This is a genomic window from Janthinobacterium sp. BHSEK, assembly GCF_056174685.1.
Map to the genome: position 1 here is coordinate 37,454 of NZ_JBWBYV010000081.1, position 16,182 is coordinate 53,635.

At 61.5% G+C, this 16,182-nt stretch carries 15 protein-coding genes; 10 read left to right on the plus strand and 5 right to left on the minus strand.

The window, feature by feature from the left end; all coding sequences use genetic code 11:
• Nucleotides 1–7: 7 nt before the first annotated feature.
• The 5 genes from AC0V2Y_RS24110 (at nucleotide 8) to AC0V2Y_RS24130 (ending at nucleotide 5,340) form a co-directional block, all read left to right on the plus strand.
• Entirely contained in the window at nucleotides 8–976 is a 969-nt protein-coding gene (locus AC0V2Y_RS24110) for a substrate-binding domain-containing protein (protein WP_475417064.1), read from the plus strand.
• 45 nt (nucleotides 977–1,021) lie between these two features.
• Nucleotides 1,022–2,074 (plus strand): sugar phosphate isomerase/epimerase family protein, encoded by a 1,053-nt coding sequence (locus AC0V2Y_RS24115; RefSeq protein ID WP_475417063.1) that lies wholly within the window; start codon nucleotides 1,022–1,024, stop codon nucleotides 2,072–2,074.
• Nucleotides 2,075–2,083: 9 nt separating this feature from the next.
• Nucleotides 2,084–3,235, plus strand: a complete 1,152-nt coding sequence (locus tag AC0V2Y_RS24120; RefSeq protein WP_475417062.1) for a Gfo/Idh/MocA family protein — start codon at nucleotides 2,084–2,086, stop codon at nucleotides 3,233–3,235.
• A 9-nt stretch (nucleotides 3,236–3,244) separates the two neighbouring features.
• The gene (locus AC0V2Y_RS24125; protein WP_475417061.1) at nucleotides 3,245–3,547 is read left to right on the plus strand and encodes a 2Fe-2S iron-sulfur cluster-binding protein; all 303 of its coding nucleotides are present in this window, start codon (nucleotides 3,245–3,247) and stop codon (nucleotides 3,545–3,547) included.
• A gap of 116 nt (nucleotides 3,548–3,663) precedes the next feature.
• Complete coding sequence (locus AC0V2Y_RS24130) at nucleotides 3,664–5,340, plus strand: outer membrane protein assembly factor BamB family protein (protein WP_475417060.1); 1,677 nt, start codon at nucleotides 3,664–3,666, stop codon at nucleotides 5,338–5,340.
• An 18-nt stretch (nucleotides 5,341–5,358) separates the two neighbouring features.
• On the opposite strand, the gene AC0V2Y_RS24135 is transcribed toward AC0V2Y_RS24130, so the two are convergent.
• A complete protein-coding gene (locus tag AC0V2Y_RS24135; protein ID WP_070219056.1) occupies nucleotides 5,359–5,670 on the minus strand; it encodes a hypothetical protein in 312 nt (103 codons plus the stop codon).
• Between the two features lie 91 nt (nucleotides 5,671–5,761).
• Here AC0V2Y_RS24135 and AC0V2Y_RS24140 point away from each other — a divergent pair, with 91 nt between their 5' ends.
• Nucleotides 5,762–6,031 carry a MoaD/ThiS family protein gene (locus tag AC0V2Y_RS24140; protein WP_475417059.1) on the plus strand — a complete coding sequence of 90 codons (270 nt, stop codon included), beginning with the start codon at nucleotides 5,762–5,764 and terminating at the stop codon, nucleotides 6,029–6,031.
• Nucleotides 6,032–6,033: 2 nt separating this feature from the next.
• Entirely contained in the window at nucleotides 6,034–7,143 is a 1,110-nt protein-coding gene (locus AC0V2Y_RS24145) for a WD40/YVTN/BNR-like repeat-containing protein (RefSeq protein WP_475417058.1), read from the plus strand.
• Here AC0V2Y_RS24145 and AC0V2Y_RS24150 read toward each other — a convergent pair.
• Nucleotides 7,116–7,739, minus strand: coding sequence for a TetR/AcrR family transcriptional regulator (locus AC0V2Y_RS24150; protein WP_475417057.1), 624 nt, complete (start codon nucleotides 7,737–7,739; stop codon nucleotides 7,116–7,118). The two genes, AC0V2Y_RS24145 and AC0V2Y_RS24150, sit on opposite strands and share 28 nt — an antisense overlap.
• Nucleotides 7,740–7,890: 151 nt before the next feature.
• Here AC0V2Y_RS24150 and AC0V2Y_RS24155 point away from each other — a divergent pair, with 151 nt between their 5' ends.
• On the plus strand, nucleotides 7,891–8,934 hold the full coding sequence (locus AC0V2Y_RS24155; protein ID WP_475417056.1) for an MBL fold metallo-hydrolase: 1,044 nt from the start codon (nucleotides 7,891–7,893) through the stop codon (nucleotides 8,932–8,934).
• 1 nt (nucleotide 8,935) lies between these two features.
• On the opposite strand, the gene AC0V2Y_RS24160 is transcribed toward AC0V2Y_RS24155, so the two are convergent.
• The gene (locus tag AC0V2Y_RS24160; RefSeq protein ID WP_475417055.1) at nucleotides 8,936–9,268 is read right to left on the minus strand and encodes a hypothetical protein; all 333 of its coding nucleotides are present in this window, start codon (nucleotides 9,266–9,268) and stop codon (nucleotides 8,936–8,938) included.
• Between the two features lie 434 nt (nucleotides 9,269–9,702).
• Between AC0V2Y_RS24160 and AC0V2Y_RS24165 the strand changes: the two genes are divergently transcribed.
• The gene (locus tag AC0V2Y_RS24165; RefSeq protein ID WP_475417054.1) at nucleotides 9,703–10,713 is read left to right on the plus strand and encodes a substrate-binding domain-containing protein; all 1,011 of its coding nucleotides are present in this window, start codon (nucleotides 9,703–9,705) and stop codon (nucleotides 10,711–10,713) included.
• Nucleotides 10,714–10,778: 65 nt separating this feature from the next.
• Here AC0V2Y_RS24165 and AC0V2Y_RS24170 read toward each other — a convergent pair whose 3' ends face one another.
• Nucleotides 10,779–11,873: a type I restriction endonuclease gene (locus tag AC0V2Y_RS24170; RefSeq protein WP_475417053.1), complete on the minus strand. Its 1,095-nt coding sequence runs from the start codon at nucleotides 11,871–11,873 to the stop codon at nucleotides 10,779–10,781.
• Nucleotides 11,874–11,968: 95 nt separating this feature from the next.
• Between AC0V2Y_RS24170 and AC0V2Y_RS24175 the strand changes: the two genes are divergently transcribed.
• Nucleotides 11,969–12,118, plus strand: a complete 150-nt coding sequence (locus AC0V2Y_RS24175; protein WP_475417052.1) for a hypothetical protein — start codon at nucleotides 11,969–11,971, stop codon at nucleotides 12,116–12,118.
• Nucleotides 12,119–12,413: 295 nt separating this feature from the next.
• Here the strand turns inward: AC0V2Y_RS24175 and AC0V2Y_RS24180 are convergent, their stop codons facing one another.
• Nucleotides 12,414–16,010, minus strand: a complete 3,597-nt coding sequence (locus AC0V2Y_RS24180; RefSeq protein ID WP_475417051.1) for an indolepyruvate ferredoxin oxidoreductase family protein — start codon at nucleotides 16,008–16,010, stop codon at nucleotides 12,414–12,416.
• Between the last annotated feature and the right edge of the window lie 172 nt (nucleotides 16,011–16,182).

Below are 16,182 nucleotides of genomic sequence, written 5' to 3' on the forward strand. Positions count from 1 at the left end.
GAGCAGCATGAAGAGCTTTATACGGGTAGCAGGGATGGCGGTGCTGGTGATGCAGGCGTGGGCGCTGCCGATGGGGCCGGCGCAGGCCGCTGACAAGCTCGTCGTCGGCGTGGCCATTCCCACGGCCACGCACAGTTTCACGTCCGGCATCGTGTGGTGGGCGAACCAGGCCAAGGCGGAACTGGAAAAGGCGCATCCGGGCGTGAAAATCATCGTCAAGACGGCCGCCACGGCGCCCGAACAGGCGAACCAGCTGCAGGATATGTTGACGGTGAACAAGATCAACACCCTGGTGATCTTCCCCATCGAATCGGCCTCGCTGACGCAGCCCGTGGCGCAAGTCAAAAACAAGGGCGTGTACGTGACCGTGGTCGATCGCGGCTTGACGAACACGCAGTCGCAGGATGCGTACATTGCGGGCGACAACACGGCCTTTGGCAAGCTGCCGGCCGAATACCTGGCGAAAAGTTTACATGGCAAGGGCAATATCGTCGTGCTGCGCGGCATGCCGACCACCCTCGACAACGAGCGCTTTGACGCCTTTTCCGCCGTGATGAAGGGCCATCCCGACATCAAGGTGCTCGACGCCAAGTACGGCAACTGGAACCGCGACGATGCCTTCAAGGTCATGCAGGATTATCTGACCAGGTTCAAGCACATCGACGCCGTCTGGGCCGCCGATGACGACATGGCCATCGGCGTGCAGAAGGCCATCGCGCAAGCCAAGCGCACGGACATCAAGCAGGTGTTCGGCGGCGCGGGTGCGAAGGGCGCGGTGAAAAAGATCATGGACGGTTCCGACCCGCTGATCGTGGCCGACGTGTCGTACTCGCCGAAGTTCATGTACGACGCCATCAAACTGACGACGGAAGCGCGCCTGAAAGGTGATAAATTGCCGGCCAACACGATCATCCCCTCGGTGCTGATCACGCGCGAGAACGCCAAGCAGTTTTACTTTCCGAACTCGCCTTTTTAATTGAACCTCCCCCAGGACCAGAGTCCTGGGGGCTAAAGGATACCCATGAAAACCATCCAGGGCCCGGCCATTTTCCTGGCCCAGTTTCTCGGCGACGAGCCGCCGTTCGACTCGCTCGAGCACCTGGCGCAATGGGCGGCCGGCCTGGGCTACAAGGGCTTGCAGCTGCCGACGGCGCCGCGTTTGTTCGACCTGGAGCAGGCGGCTGTCAGCCAGCAGTACTGCGACGACGTGGCCGCCCTGCTGGCGCGCCACGGCTTGCAGGTGACGGAATTGTCGACGCATTTGCAGGGCCAGCTGATCGCCGTGCATCCCGCGTATGACGCGCTGTTCGACGGCTTTGCGCCAGAACAAGTCCGCGGTGATCCTGCCGCGCGCACGGCCTGGGCCACGCAGCAGCTGCTGTGGGCGGCCACCGCCTCGCAGCGCCTGGGTTTGCAGGCGCACGTGACGTTTTCCGGCGCCCTGGCCTGGCCGTATCTGTACCCGTGGCCGCAGCGCCCGGCCGGCCTGGTGGAAACGGCATTCGCGGAACTGGCGAAACGCTGGCTGCCCATCCTCGATGCGTTTGACGCGGCCGGCGTGGACCTTTGCTATGAATTGCATCCGGGCGAGGATTTGCACGATGGCGTGACCTTCGAGCGTTTCCTGGCCGCCGTCCACGATCACCCGCGCGCATCGATTTTGTACGACCCCAGCCACTTCGTGCTGCAGCAGCTCGATTACCTGGCGTTCATCGACATTTATCATGCGCGCATCAAGGCCTTCCACGTGAAAGATGCGGAATTCCGTCCCAACGGGCGCCAGGGCGTGTATGGCGGCTATGGCGACTGGCAAGACCGGGCCGGACGCTTCCGCTCGCTCGGCGACGGGCAGATCGATTTCAAGGCGATTTTCTCGAAGCTGGCGCAGTACGACTTTCCCGGCTGGGCCGTGCTGGAATGGGAATGTTGTCTGAAACACCCGGAGGACGGGGCGGCAGAGGGCGCGCGTTTTATCCGCGAACACATCATCCACGTGGCCGAACGCGCGTTCGACGATTTCGCGGGCAGCGCGGTTGACCAAGGACAGATCAACCATTTGTTGGGCTTGAAATAAGGAAACGACATGCAGCGACGCTTACGGCTGGGCATGGTAGGGGGCGGGCAGGGCGCATTCATCGGCGCCGTGCACCGCATCGCGGCGCGCATCGACGACCAGTATGCACTGGTGGCGGGCGCCCTGTCGTCCGACCCGCAGCGCGCGCGCGACAGCGGCGCCGCGCTGCATCTTTCTCCGGAGCGTTGCTACAGCGATTACCGCGCCATGGCGCAGGCGGAGGCCGCCAGGGCGGACGGCATCGAGGCCGTGGCCATCGTCACGCCGAACCATTTGCATGCGCCCGTCGCCACGGCGTTCATGGAAGCGGGCATCCACGTGATCTGCGACAAGCCGCTGGGCATCTCGCTGGCGGAAGGCCAGGCGCTGGCCACGCTGGCCGGGCAGAAAAACCTGCTGTTTGCGCTCACGCATACCTACAGCGGTTATCCGCTGCTGCGCCACGCGAAAGCGATGGTCGAGGCGGGCGAGATCGGCGAGCTGCGCCTCGTGCAAGTGGAATATTCGCAGGACTGGCTGGCCGACGCCATCGCGGCGGGCGGCATGAACGAAGGCAACTGGCATAACGACCCGCACAAGGCGGGGCCGGGCGGTACCCTGCTCGACGTGGGGCTGCACGCGTATCACCTGGCGCAATTCGTCAGCGGCCTGACGCCGCACGCCGTGCTGGCGGAACTGTCGACATTCGTTCCACATCGCACCCTGGACGACCACGTGCAGGTGATGCTGCGCTATGCCAACGGTGCCAAGGGCACCCTGTGGGCCAGCCAGGTGGCGACCGGTTGCGAAAACACGGTGCGTTTGCGCCTTTTCGGCAGCAAGGCGCAGCTGGACTTTGACCAGGAACAACCTAATGAGCTGTGGTTCACGCCGCAGGGCGGCAACCGCCAGCTGCTGCGCCCGGGCCGGGTCGACAGCGCGGCCGCGCGCCACGCCACGCGCGTGCCGGCCGGCCATCCGGAAGGGTACCTGGAAGCGTTCGCCCAGCTGTACCTGGATGCTGCCCTGGCCATTCGTGCCCTGCAGGCGGGAGCTGCCGTGCCCAAGGAAGCCAGCTGGCTGCCGACGGTGGCCGATGGCGTGGCGGGCCTGGCCTTTGCCGAGGCCGTGCTGCGCAGCCATGCGCAGGGCGCTACCTGGACCACCCTGGCGGACTGTTAAACTGGGCGCATGAGCGCGCCCCTGACCGTCACCACCTTTACTATCACCATCGTCCCGCAAGGCTGGCAATTCCCGGCCGGGGCGGGCACCACCGTGCTGGCCGCCGCCGAGCTGGCCGGCATCCGCCTGCTCAGTTCCTGCCGCAACGGCACTTGCCGCACCTGCCTGTGCCATATGCCCGAAGGAACGATACGCTACACGGTGGACTGGCCCGGCATCAGCCCCGATGAACGGCTCGACGGCTATATTCTTCCCTGCGTGGCCGTGGCCGAAAGCGACCTCACCGTGCAGGCGCGGGCCGTACGTAAGTAAAGCGTTGCTGTGAGTATTTGTTAGATTTTGACAATATTTCCCATGTTATAACATTCAGTCCAGGTTTCCAGCACACCTCCATTGGGGAGGAAATGAAACCTCAACATGGACATTGCATGCGCACATTATTCCCTTCCTTGTGGCAGGCCGCCGCATTGCCGCTCGCCATCATGACTACCTTGTCCGCCTGTGGCGGCGGTTCCGGCAGTGCCGTTGGCGTGCCGCCTGGCTTGCAGGAAAAACCGGGCATGACGCTGGCGGAGGTGAGCGGCAGCTGCACGGCCCAGCCTGGCGCCACCTGCGATGATATTCGCGTGACAGTGCGCCTGGCCGATGGCGTGAGCGATGCGCGTCCCCAGCTGCAGGAAAAACCCGCCAGCGGCACGGCGCTCGTGCTGCAGGCGGCCGACCGCCAGAAGCAGGCCGATGGCAGCTGGCGGCTGACGTTCAAAACGGTGCCTGGCCTGCTGCCAGGCGAGTACTCGGGCAAGATCGAGCTGTCCTTGCCCGCCACGGCAGGCCTGTACAAGACGGAAAGCATGGATTACAAGGTCACTGTCGCGCCGCTCGCCGGCAGCATGGGCGCCTTGCAAGCCCTGCCCGGCGTGGGCGACTGGGAAGGCGTGAATGGCAATGCCGCGCATACGGGCCTGGTGCCGGCCACCTTCGACAGCCGCCGCTTCACGCGCCGCTGGACCTGGCTGGGCGCCAGCTCCCCGCGCGCGGTCGTCGGCAGTCCCGTGGTGACGGCCAACGGCCTCGTGTATGTCAGCCAGCAATCCGCCGCGCCGGTGGAAGGCAGCAGCAAATATATGACCACGTCGACGGTGACGGCGCTGAGCGAGAGCGACAGCCAGGCGCGCTGGACGCAGTCGCTCACGTCGGACGGTTACCTGGGCGCGCCGGCCGTTTCGGGCGGCAAGCTGGCCATGGCGGGCAGCGATACAGCGTATGTCTTTGACGCGCTCGCTGGTGGCGCGCCGCTCGGCGTGCGTCCGCCGAATACGAATGGCGCACTGCTGGGCGTTTCCCTGGCGACGGCGCCCACCTTTTTGGACGGCAATGTCTACCTGGGCGGGAATAACGACGTGAGCGCCATCGGTGCGGCGACGGGCCAGACACGCTGGTCTGCCAGCCTGGGCTTGTCCAAGCTGGGCAATGTCGATGAGTGGTCACCCGCCGTCAATGCGAGCACGGTGTACAGCCATGCGGCAGGGACATTGACGGCGTTCAATATCGCCGATGGCACGACGCGCTTCAGCGTGGCGGTGCCGGGCCAGGTGCTGGGCGGCTTGAACAAGAGCAGCCTGCGCCAGGCGCCCGTGCTGGCTGAGGCGGGCAGCGTGCTGGTGCTCAATCAGCGGCCGCTGGCCGGCGAGGCGGCGGATAACAGCTTGAGCCTGGTTGACGTGGATAGCCGCGTCGTGCGCTGGACGGTGCAGGGGCAGTTCAGCACGCAGCCAGTGGTGGCGCGGGGCGTCGTGTACGTGGGCAACCAGGCCGGCCAGGCGCTCGAAGCGCGCCAGCTCGCTGACGGTGCGCTCCTATGGCGCTGGCCCCTGGATACGGCCCTTGATGGGTATTTTGGCGGCGATCTGATCGTCACCGGCAATCTGCTGTTTGTTGGCGGGCGTAACAATACTTACGCGATCGACCTGGCCAGCCGCAAGACCGTCTGGACCTACCGCATGGGCGGCAGCCTGGCGCTGTCGCGGCATGGCGTGCTGTACATCCGCCAAGGCACGGATTTACCTGGCAGCAGCATGGTGTTGACCGCCATCAACCTGCAATAGCGGCTTGCCGCGCCGTAGTTAGGGCTTGCCCGGGTTCTTTAAACGCTGCAGCAGCGCTTCCACGCCGTCGCTGACGGGCAAGCCGTGGCGGCGCAGCAGCTGCACGTGCAGCACCAGGTTTTCCAGCACCAGCTTGGCCGCCACGGCCAGCAGGGCCAGGTTGCGGTCTTCCGGGCTGAAGCTTTCCATGGCGTCGGCCATCTCGCACAGGTGGTTGGCGATCAGGCCGCGCAATTCCTGCTCGTTGAAGGGCAGGTCGGCAAAATCGATGGGATCGGCCACTTCCACTTCCTGCATCAGCACCGCTAGTTCTTCCGGGGTAATCGTCATGCCTGGCCTCCTTGTGTGCTTGCCCCTATTTTAATTGTATTGGCGGCAAAGGGGACTAGAATGGGTGCAGGCCGATGACGTCGAAGGCAGCATGGCGCACTTGCATTTTACCCAACAACTGGCGCGTTTCCTGAACGTCCCCACGGTGGAGGTGGCGGCGCCACGCCTGCGTGCCGCCTTGGATAGCGTCTTTGCCCAGCAGCCGCGCCTGCGCGGTTACGTGCTCGACGAGCAGGGCGCGCTGCGTCCGAACGTCGTGGTCTTCATCGACGGCGTGCGCTGCCGCGAGCGGCGCGTGCTGGACGATGCCTTGCGGCCCGACAGCCAGGTGTATATCTTGCAGGCACTTTCCGGAGGTTAATCATGGGACCAGGCAGGGCGCAACGCGCGTATCTCGGCACCCGCAAGGGGCTGTTCCAGTTCGATGTCGATGCGGCCGGCGCCTGGCAGCTGGCGCTGGTGCAATTCGCCGGCGACCCCGTCTCCATGCTGCTGCACGATGGCCGCGACGGCACCGTGTACGCAGCCCTGAACCTGGGCCACTTCGGCGCCAAGCTGCACCGCCTCGACAGGGGCAGTAGCGCGTGGCAGGAAGTCGCCGTGCCCGCCTATCCCGCCAAGCCCGAGGGCAGCAGCGATACGCTGGACTGGACCTTGCGGCAGATCTGGTCGCTGGCGGCCGGCGGCGCGGACCAGCCCGGCGTGCTGTGGGCAGGGACTCTACCTGGCGGCCTGTTTCGTTCCGGCGACCGCGGCGACAGCTGGCAGCTGGTGGAAGCGTTGTGGAACGTGCCGCAGCGGGCGCAGTGGTTTGGCGGCGGCTACGACGTGCCTGGCATCCACAGCATCTGCGTCGACCCGCGCGACAGCAATACCGTGCTGGTCGGCGTGTCCTGCGGCGGCGTGTGGCAAACGCACGATGGCGGCGCCAGCTGGGCCTTGAGCGCGACGGGCATGCGCGCCGACTACATGCCGCCCGAACTCGATGAAAACGAAGCCGTGCAAGACCCGCACCGCATCGTGCGCAGCGCCGGCACGCCCGACGCGCTGTGGTGCCAGCACCATAACGGCATCTGGCGCTCGCTTGACGCCGGCTGGCACTGGCAGGAAGTGACGACGGCGCCGCTGTCGCATTTCGGCTTTGCCGTGGCCGTGCATCCGCGCGATGGCGACACGGCCTGGTTCGTGCCGGCGCAGGCGGATGTGCTGCGCATACCCATCGATGGCGCGCTGGCCGTGACGCGCACGCGCGACGGCGGCAAAACCTTTGAGGTGTTGCGCGCAGGCTTGCCGCAGCAGCATTGCTACGACCTCATCTACCGCCACGGGCTGGCGCTGGCCGACGACGGGCGCAGTTTGGTGATGGCGTCGACCACGGGCGGCGCCTGGTATTCGGGCGACGAGGGCGAACATTGGCAGACGCTGTCTGCCCATTTGCCGCCCGTCTATGCCGTCTGTTTTGCCACGCCGTAGTAGCACAGGAAGATATCGACGGCCAGTGCCGTCACTTCGCGCTGGCGTGCCGGGCTCAGCAGGGGTTCACCGAGGGTGATCTGCGGCCAGAAGGCAAAGGTTTTTAAAGGCGACATCAAGAGGTGCGCCACTTCCAGCGTCTCGCCCGCCTTGATGCGTCCGTCCTGCTGCGCCGCGCGGATCCAGATATTCAGGCCCGTTTCCTTTTCATTCAGGCGCGCCACCATCGCTTGCGCGCGCTCGGGCGAGTGGATGGTTTCGCCAAAGATCACGCGCGCCAGGTCGATGAAGGCCGGGTCGCACAGCAAGGCCATTTTCTGCTCGACCAGGGCCAGCACTTGCGGGCGCAGGGGCTGGTCGGCCACATAGGGCACGGCGGGCTGGGCCATGCTGCTCTCCCACATGCGCTGCAGGATTTCCGCGAACAGTTCGTCCTTACTGGGGAAATGGTTGTACACGGTGCGCTTGGACACGGCGGCCGTGGCGGCGATCTTGTCCATGCTGGTCGCATCGAAACCGTGCTCGCGGAACTCGGCGATGGCGGCATCGACGATGGCGACGCGCTTGCGGTCGGTGAGGCGTTGCGGTGCGGCCATGGCTGAAAATCTCCTTTGAAAACAATATTTTACACCTCCTGGTTTACTTTGCCAGAAATAGGAACTACACTGTGTAGTGTAATTTAATCCTTGTATTTTATTCACCGGGCTGCATATGTACCGCATCTTATTCTTGGGAGTCCTGATCATCATGAGTTCTTGCACCTTGCGCGCCGCGCCTGCCGCGCCGGTTGAATCCTTACAACGCCACGACGGCAAGTTCCGCAATCCCGTGCAGATGCACAAGCTGGGCACGGCAGCAACGCTCAAGCTGCTGTGGACATTTGTCTTTGACAAGCCCGACAGCACGGTGCCGGGCGCTGCCGTGCCCGTGCAAGCCTTGACCCGGGCGCAGCTGCTGGCCGCGCCCGACAACAGCCTTTTTCGCCTCGGCCACTCGACCCTGCTGTTGAAACTGAACAATGAGTTTTTCCTGACGGACCCCGTGTTTTCCGAGCGCGCCTCGCCGGTGCAGTGGGCGGGACCGAAGCGTTTTCATCAGCCGCCCATCAGCATTGCCGACTTGCCGCCGATCAAGGCCATCATCCTGTCGCATGACCATTACGACCATCTCGACCATGCCGCCGTGCTGCAACTGGCCGCCAAGACCGAACATTTTGTGACGCCGCTGGGCGTGGGCGATACCCTGGTCGAATGGGGCGTGCCCAAGGACAAGGTGCAGCAGTTCGACTGGTGGCAGGGCACGACGATTGCCGGCGTGAAACTCGTCGCCACGCCGTCGCAGCACTTCTCGGGACGGGGCTTGTTTGATGGCAATCAAACCCTGTGGGCCTCGTGGGTCATCGACGCGCCCGAAGTGCGCGTGTTTTTCAGCGGCGACTCCGGTTATTTCGACGGTTTCAGGCAGATCGGCGACAAGTACGGCCCGTTCGACGTGACCATGATCGAGACGGGCGCCTACGACAAGCTGTGGCCCGACGTGCACATGCAGCCGGAAGAAACCCTGCAAGCGCACCTGGACTTGCGCGGCAAGTGGCTGATGCCCGTGCACAACGGCACCTTCGATCTGGGTTTACACGCCTGGCACGAACCGTTCGACCGCATCACGGGGCTGGCGGCGAAGCGGGGCGTGCACCTGGCCACGCCGCAGATGGGCGAGGCGGTCGACCTGACGCAGCCGAAGCCGGGAAGTAAATGGTGGCTGGCGATGCTGGAAGAGGAAATGCTTCGGTAATCTACGCCGTCACGTCGATCAGGCGTCCCAGGGTCTGGCCATAGCCGTTCAGCTGGGGCGTGCTCTTCGGCGCGGCCGGGATGGCTTGCTGCGGCACGGCCACCTTGATCGCCTGGTCCAGCTGCGGCGCCTTGATGGCGGTGGGGGCATCGGCCTGCGCTTGCTGGCTGCTGCGTTGCGTCTGGTTCAAGGTTTCCTGTTCCCGCACCAGCGACTGGCGGCTTTGCGCCAGCTGTTCGCTGTCGCGCCGTACCTGGTTCTGGCCTTGCTCGACCCGGCGCTGTGCCGTGGCCAGCGAGGCCTGCAGATTGTTGACGGACGTTAGCGATACCACATTGTTCACCTTTGAAAGTATGCCCAGGCGTGCGCGGCAGTGGACGAATGCAGCCGGGGGGCGCGACATGACTGCTGGTAATCTTTACCTGAGTCAAGAGTAGGACAAATTCTCGCACAGTTCCAGTGAATTATGTTTTCTTGATAATTTTATCGTGCGCTCTTTGGCGTGCCGAAGCGGCATGCCGAACCTGGCCAGACATTTGCCAAAGTGAGTACCCGCTGTGGCTTTCAGTCCTTGTTTGTCTGGCATTGTCGATGCCACGCTGAACAGTTGCTAAAAGTGGTCGGCTATAAAACGTTGCTTTTTAAATAGTCAATATGTTGTTGTTTTTCTACCATGTATGCGCACGCTAATGCGCGGCCTGTTTGGCGCTCTGGGCTATAATGGACGGTCAGAGTTGGTTTCTTTTGCCATACAGACAGGTAGTTAACATGAATCTCAAGAGCCTCGCAATTGCCCTCGGCATGTCGAAAACGACAGTCAGCAGGGCGTTGAACGGCTATCCGGAAGTCAATTCCCGCACCCGTGAAATCGTCCTGGCCGCCGCCAAGAAAGTCGGCTACCGGCCCAACCCGCTGGCGCGCAGCCTGGCCGTCGGCCGCACGAATGTGCTGGGCATGATCTATCCCCTGCTGCCCAGCGACCTGGGCGACAGCGTCTTCCTTTCCGTCGTGAATGGCATGTCGGACGCCGTCGAAGCGTCGAAGATGAGCCTGATCATCGCCCCCGTCTCGCCGCAGAACGAACAGCCCTCGTATGAAACCATGGTGCGCGGGCGCCAGGTCGATGGCCTCGTGGTGGGCCGCACCAAGGTGGTCGACGAGCGCATCGCCTACCTGACGAAGGTGGGCTTTCCGTTTGTGGCGAACGGCCGCACGCGCATCGACGCGCCGTACGCATATTTTGACTACGACAACGACACGGGCATCGACCTGGCCGTGTCTTTCCTGGCGGCGCATGGTCACCAGCGCATCGCCCTGCTGAGCGCGCCGCTGGACCTGCATTTTGCCTATGAGCGCAAGGAAAGCTTTATCCGCTGCATGGCGCAGGCGGGCTTGCCGCTGGACCCCGCCTATCTGCTCGACAATAGTCTCGACCGCCGCAGCGGTTACCAGGCCATGCAGCAATTGCTGGCTTGCTCGCCCCGTCCGACGGCCGTCATCGTCGACAACCACCTGTCCGGCGTGGGCGTGGTGCGCGCGCTGATGGATGCGGGCATCGAAATCGGCAAGGAAATCTCCGTCATCGTCTGGGGCAATGTGGAAGACACCTTGATCGGCATCAACGTCACCACCATCGACCAGCCCGACCTGCGCCGCGCCGGCGCCAAGATGGTGGAGATGCTGCAATCCTTGCTGGCCGGCACGCCGCCGGAACGGCTGCAGGAAATCTGGCAACCGGTGCTGTTGCCGGGTGCCACCGTGGGGCGCTGCGCGGATTGAATCAGGATGGGTTGCAAGTCCGGGACTCATCCCGGACTTGCTTCTACTGTACCTAATGCTATCTCTTATGCTGTTTTCTCTGCATCTTCCGCAGGCAAATGCATCAGGACGGTAGCCTTCAATTGTTCTGCATGGGTGTACAGATCGTCTAGGCTGGCAATTGGAAACTTTTCCTCTTCCCTCTTTTGATTGAACAGGCCAACGGCAAGTTTTTCAGTATTGTTAAAGCGTAGGCGACAAACTGGCTTTCGATTATTGTCGTCTAGCAAAATTGCACAGTAGCTCTGCGAATCACGCATGACAATGCGGCGTGAGCTGACGACGCCACGCAGTATCGCACGAATGATGTGCAAACCTTCGATCTCTTCTGGTGTCGTGATAATCGGGTTCTCAACGACACCTTCAGGAGAAATGACTGGCGCCAGTTCTTGTGCTGGCGATGATTCCGGTGTCATCGCACCCTTGAGGCGATCATTGATACGCTCCCCCAACAATTGCTCAAATGCCCGTTTAGTAATGACGGTAAATTGATCTTTGACAGCAGGTGTAAAGCGCTTTCCTCCGAGTAAATCTGACGACAGTATTTTGACAAAATCTTCGGAGGGATTGTGCATCCATTCTGCCAGACGATTCTGGATGGCTCGCGTATATTTTAGATCGTTCGCTGTCGTTAATATGGTATCGACGTCGAATAAAGATTTTGCAAATTTCTTGAGCTCATCCACATCCCGCTCTTTAAAATCCAGAATATTGAACTCAAAGAAGGGCTTTTCGTCCATCTTGTTGGGTTGTTCAAGATCGGTGAAGAATTTATAGGTAAGCCCATTTGTCAATACACCGAATCGTGCTGCGGTGACATGGAAATATCTGAAAAGTTGCCCAGCATGATTGATGCTCAGGTCACCGCCACTTTTCTTGCATTCGAAGAGAATAATCGGTTTTCCATCACTGAGAATCGCGTAATCGACTTTTTCTCCCTTTTTTGTTCCCACGTCGGCAATTAGTTCTGGTGTCACTTCCGTGGGGTCGAATACGTTGTAACCCAGCATCTGGATGAAGGGCATGATCATTGCGTTTTTTGTAGCCTCCTCCGTCTGAATAATATCCTTGGTTGTTGCAATTCTGGCGGCAAGTGCTCTGAGCTGGTCGATTAAATCCATTGCTTTTCCTATGACGTTGGTAGAAATGCGTGAACGTACTCGTTCCTGTTGAAAGTACAGAATGAACGGATAAGTTTTGCACGAATTTCATCTTCATGGCAATGAAAATCGAATTTTATGGAAAAGGAAAATTCAGAGAAAAATTATTAGGTGACTTCGATAATTTAAATGAAATTATTTTTATTGAAAATATGAATAATTTAACATTATTGAAAAGTCACCGTCATGAGGCTTATTGGGATTAGTAAAGGCAATCAGATGCTCGATCAGCCGCTCTTTATTGCCAGACAGTCTCAGCTTCCAGTCCAATTCATTGATCTCATGGGGCACGGGATCCCGCCTGGACTTAAGCAGCGCTATTGCCTGGACGACCCAATGTTTTACATGTGATTGTAAGTGGCTGATTTTTATGGTTATTTTGCGTCTGTCGTTTTTCTGGTGTGATAAAAATGTGCAGCCTTGAATAAAAATGCGCTATGCCGGCAGTGTGTACTGCTGCCGGCATAGCGCATCGCTAATCAAGCGCTGTAGCTTAGAGTCTTAGGCCACGTGTTGCGTTCCATCAGCCAACAAACCCAGCAACCTCGCCTTGTCCTTGCGGTAAGTGGCGACGGCCGCTTCCTTGACGTGGCCGAAGCCGCGGATTTTCTCGGGCAAGGATGCCAGTTCCACGCAGGTACCGAGGTTGTCCGCCGTCAGGTTGACCAGCAGTCCTGCCAGCAGTTCGCGGTATTCGACGATCAGGGCCCGTTCCATCTTGCGCTCGGCCGTATAACCGAAGACGTCGAAGGTGCCGCCGCGCAAGCCTTTTGCTTTGGCCAGCAGCTTGAAGGCGCGCCACATCCAGGAACCGAACTCCGCTTTCACCAGGTGCCCCTTCGCATCTTTCTTGGCGAACAGCGGTGGCGCCAGGTTGAATTTCACGGAGAAGTTGCCCTCGAACTGCTGCTGCAATTGCTCCACGAAACGGCCATCCGTGTACAGGCGCGCCACTTCGTATTCATCCTTGTAGGCCAGCAACTTGAAATAGCTCTTGGCGACGGCCGTCGACAGCTTCTGGCCCAGTCCCAGGGTATTTTCGCGGTCGCGTACCTGTTTGACCAGGGTCAAGTAGCCATCCGCATACGCGGCGTTTTGATACGCGGTGAGGAATTCCACGCGCTTTTTGATGACGCTATCGAGGCTTTGCGGCATTTGCACGATGATCGCCTGCGACGGCGTGGCGATCTGGGTCACCTTGCGCACGTCGACGGCGGCGCGGCGGCCCCACAAAAAGCTCTTCTTGTTCGACTCGATGCCCACGCCATTGAGTTCGATGGCACGCAGCAGGGCCGCTTGCGTCAACGGGATGCGGCCCTTTTGCCAGGCGTAGCCGAGCATGAACAGGTTGGCGGCAATCGAATCGCCCATCAGTGCGGTGGCCAGCTTCGTCGCGTCGATGAAGTCGGCCGCGTCCGCGCCGCCCACGGATTCTTCGATCAGCTGGCGTACTTCCGCCGTTGGATATTGCCAGTCCGCATTTTGCGCAAACGTGCCCGGCGGCTGCTCGTGCAGGTTGACGACGGCCAGGCTTCTACCCGGGCGCATTTTCGACACGGCATCCTGCGCGCCGGCCGTCAGCATGTCGCAGCCCAGAATCAGGTCCGCTTCGCCCGTGGCGATGCGCTGGGCGCGGATGTGCGCCGGGGACTTGGCGATTTTCACGTGCGAGGTGACGGAACCATTCTTTTGCGACATGCCCGTCATGTCCAGCACGGAGGCGCCCTTGCCTTCCAGGTGGGCGGCCATGCCCATCAGCGCGCCGACGGTGATGACGCCCGTGCCGCCGATGCCGTTGATGAGGATGTTGTACGGCGCGTCGCAGGCGGGCAGTACCGGTTCCGGCAGCGGGCCGAAGTCGTCCGTCTCGCCCGGCTTGCCCGCGCCTGTCTTGGTCTTCTTCAGGCTGCCGCCCTCGACGGTGACGAAGCTGGGGCAGAAACCCTTGGCGCACGAGTAATCCTTGTTGCATGAGGATTGGTCGATGGTGCGCTTGCGGCCAAATTCCGTCTCTTTCGGCAAGATCGACACGCAGTTCGACTGCACGCCGCAGTCGCCGCAGCCTTCGCAGACGGCGTCGTTGATGACCATGCGCTTCGGCAAATCGGGATACTCGCCTTTCTTGCGGCGCCGGCGTTTCTCGGCGGCACAGGTCTGGTCGTAGATCAGCACGGACACGCCCGGTACTTCGCGCAATTCGCGCTGCACGGCATCCATGTCCTTGCGGTCGTGCAAGGTCAGGTGGGCGGGCAGGTTGCTGCGGTCGCTGTAGCGTGATAAATCTTCCGTGACCAGCGCGATGCGGGCGATGCCTTCGGCCGCCACCTGCTGCGCCATCATCGGTACGGTAATCAAGCCGTCCACGGGCTGGCCACCCGTCATGGCGACGGCGTCGTTGTAGAGAATCTTGTAGGTAATATTCACCTTGGCCGCCTGTGCGGCGCGGATGGCCAGGTAGCCGGAATGAAAGTAGGTGCCGTCGCCCAGATTCTGGAACACGTGCGGCAGTTCGGAAAACGCGGCTTGGCCGATCCACGGCGCGCCTTCGCCGCCCATGTGCGTGGTCAGCTTGTTCATTTCCGGATAGATCGAGGTCGCCATCACGTGGCAGCCGATGCCGGCCAGCGCCAGGCTGCCGTCCGGCACCTTGGTCGACGTATTGTGCGGGCAGCCGGAGCAGTAGAACGCGGGGCGGAACGGCGTGTTCACGGCCTTTTTCAGGACCGCATCCTTGGCGTCGAGGAAACTCAGTCGCGCCTTGATCAGGTCGCAGGTGACGGGATCGGAAATCAGGCGCGCGATGCGGCTGGCGATGACCCTGGCCACTTGCGAGACGGAAAAATCCGCCTTCGAGGTGAGCAGCCATTCGCCGCGCGGCGCCACCCATTCGCCTTTTTCATCGAACTTGCCGATCACGCGCGGACGCACGTCGTCGCGCCAGTTGTACAACTGCTCCTTGAGCTGGTATTCGACGATCTGACGTTTCTCTTCTACCACGAGAATTTCATCGAGACCTTGCGCGAATTCGCGTACGCTGTCCGGTTCCAGCGGCCATGGCATGGCCACCTTGAACAGGCGCATGCCCACGTCGGCCGCCATCTGCTCGTCGATGCCCAGCTCTTCCAGCGCTTCCAGCACGTCCAGATACGATTTGCCGGAGGCGATGATGCCCAGCTTGGCGTTCGGGCTGTCGATGGTGGTGTGGTTGAGCTTGTTTTCGCGCGCATAGGCCAGGGCCGCATAGATCTTGTAATCCTGCATCAGCGCTTCCTGGTTGCGCGCCTGCTGGCCCAGCGGGATGCTCGACAGGCGCGCGTTCAGGCCGCCTTCGGGCATGACGAAGTCTTGCGGAATCTTCACTTCCACGCGGAACGGGTCGGCATCGATGGAAGCCGACGATTCGACCGTGTCGGCCAGGGCCTTGAAGGCTACCGTGCAGCCGGAAAAGCGCGACATGGCCCAGCCGTGGATGCCCAGGTCCAGGTATTCCTGCACATTGCACGGATACAGGACGGGGATCATCGAGGCGGAGAACAAATGGTCGGACTGGTGCGGCAGGGTCGATGAGTATGCGCCATGGTCGTCGCCGGCCACCAGCAGCACGCCGCCCAGTTTGGATGTGCCCGCATGGTTCATGTGCTTGAAGACATCGCCGCAGCGGTCCACGCCCGGACCCTTGCCGTACCACATGGCGAACACGCCGTCGTATTTGGCCGGGCCGATCAAGTCCACCTGCTGCGAACCCCAGACGGCCGTGGCGGCCAAGTCTTCGTTGACGCCGGGCACGAACTGCACATGGTGCGCTTCCAGCTGCTTCTTGGCTTTCCACAGGTTTTCATCGAGGCCGCCCAGGGGCGAGCCGCGGTAGCCGGAAATGAAACCAGCCGTGTTGAGGCCCGCGGCCTGGTCGCGCAGGCGCTGCATCATGGGCAGGCGCACGAGGGCCTGGATGCCGGACAGGAAGATTGCGCCGGATGTGGCCGTGTATTTGTCGTCGAGGCTGACGGTGGTCAAACGGGAAGTGTCGGGGGGTGTAGATGGCGCGGCACCGGCGTTTCTAGCGAACGCTGCGGAGCCGTTTTCCGTGGTCACGGACATGGCTGTCTCCAAAAGGGTGTTTCAGATAGCGGCTGTACAGGGGGCGCGCCCGGTAAGGCGCGCGCTGTGCAGACGGGACGGCCGCGTGTGGGCGGCACATAACTATTTTAAATTTAAAATAGTTAATGTGGTCAGTGTAGAACGAGTCAGGAGAGGGGGCAAATACGCTTTG

Coding starts and splice junctions, on each gene's coding strand:
- AC0V2Y_RS24115 (WP_475417063.1), top strand. CDS start 1,022: ATGAAAACCATCCAGGGCCCGGCCATTTTCCTGGCCCAGTTTCTCGGC.
- AC0V2Y_RS24165 (WP_475417054.1), top strand. CDS start 9,703: ATGAATCTCAAGAGCCTCGCAATTGCCCTCGGCATGTCGAAAACGACA.
- AC0V2Y_RS24130 (WP_475417060.1), top strand. CDS start 3,664: ATGCGCACATTATTCCCTTCCTTGTGGCAGGCCGCCGCATTGCCGCTC.
- AC0V2Y_RS24140 (WP_475417059.1), top strand. CDS start 5,762: ATGGCGCACTTGCATTTTACCCAACAACTGGCGCGTTTCCTGAACGTC.
- AC0V2Y_RS24120 (WP_475417062.1), top strand. CDS start 2,084: ATGCAGCGACGCTTACGGCTGGGCATGGTAGGGGGCGGGCAGGGCGCA.
- AC0V2Y_RS24170 (WP_475417053.1), bottom strand. CDS start 11,873: ATGGATTTAATCGACCAGCTCAGAGCACTTGCCGCCAGAATTGCAACA.
- AC0V2Y_RS24180 (WP_475417051.1), bottom strand. CDS start 16,010: ATGTCCGTGACCACGGAAAACGGCTCCGCAGCGTTCGCTAGAAACGCC.
- AC0V2Y_RS24125 (WP_475417061.1), top strand. CDS start 3,245: ATGAGCGCGCCCCTGACCGTCACCACCTTTACTATCACCATCGTCCCG.
- AC0V2Y_RS24175 (WP_475417052.1), top strand. CDS start 11,969: ATGGCAATGAAAATCGAATTTTATGGAAAAGGAAAATTCAGAGAAAAA.
- AC0V2Y_RS24135 (WP_070219056.1), bottom strand. CDS start 5,670: ATGACGATTACCCCGGAAGAACTAGCGGTGCTGATGCAGGAAGTGGAA.
- AC0V2Y_RS24150 (WP_475417057.1), bottom strand. CDS start 7,739: ATGGCCGCACCGCAACGCCTCACCGACCGCAAGCGCGTCGCCATCGTC.
- AC0V2Y_RS24145 (WP_475417058.1), top strand. CDS start 6,034: ATGGGACCAGGCAGGGCGCAACGCGCGTATCTCGGCACCCGCAAGGGG.
- AC0V2Y_RS24110 (WP_475417064.1), top strand. CDS start 8: ATGAAGAGCTTTATACGGGTAGCAGGGATGGCGGTGCTGGTGATGCAG.
- AC0V2Y_RS24155 (WP_475417056.1), top strand. CDS start 7,891: ATGAGTTCTTGCACCTTGCGCGCCGCGCCTGCCGCGCCGGTTGAATCC.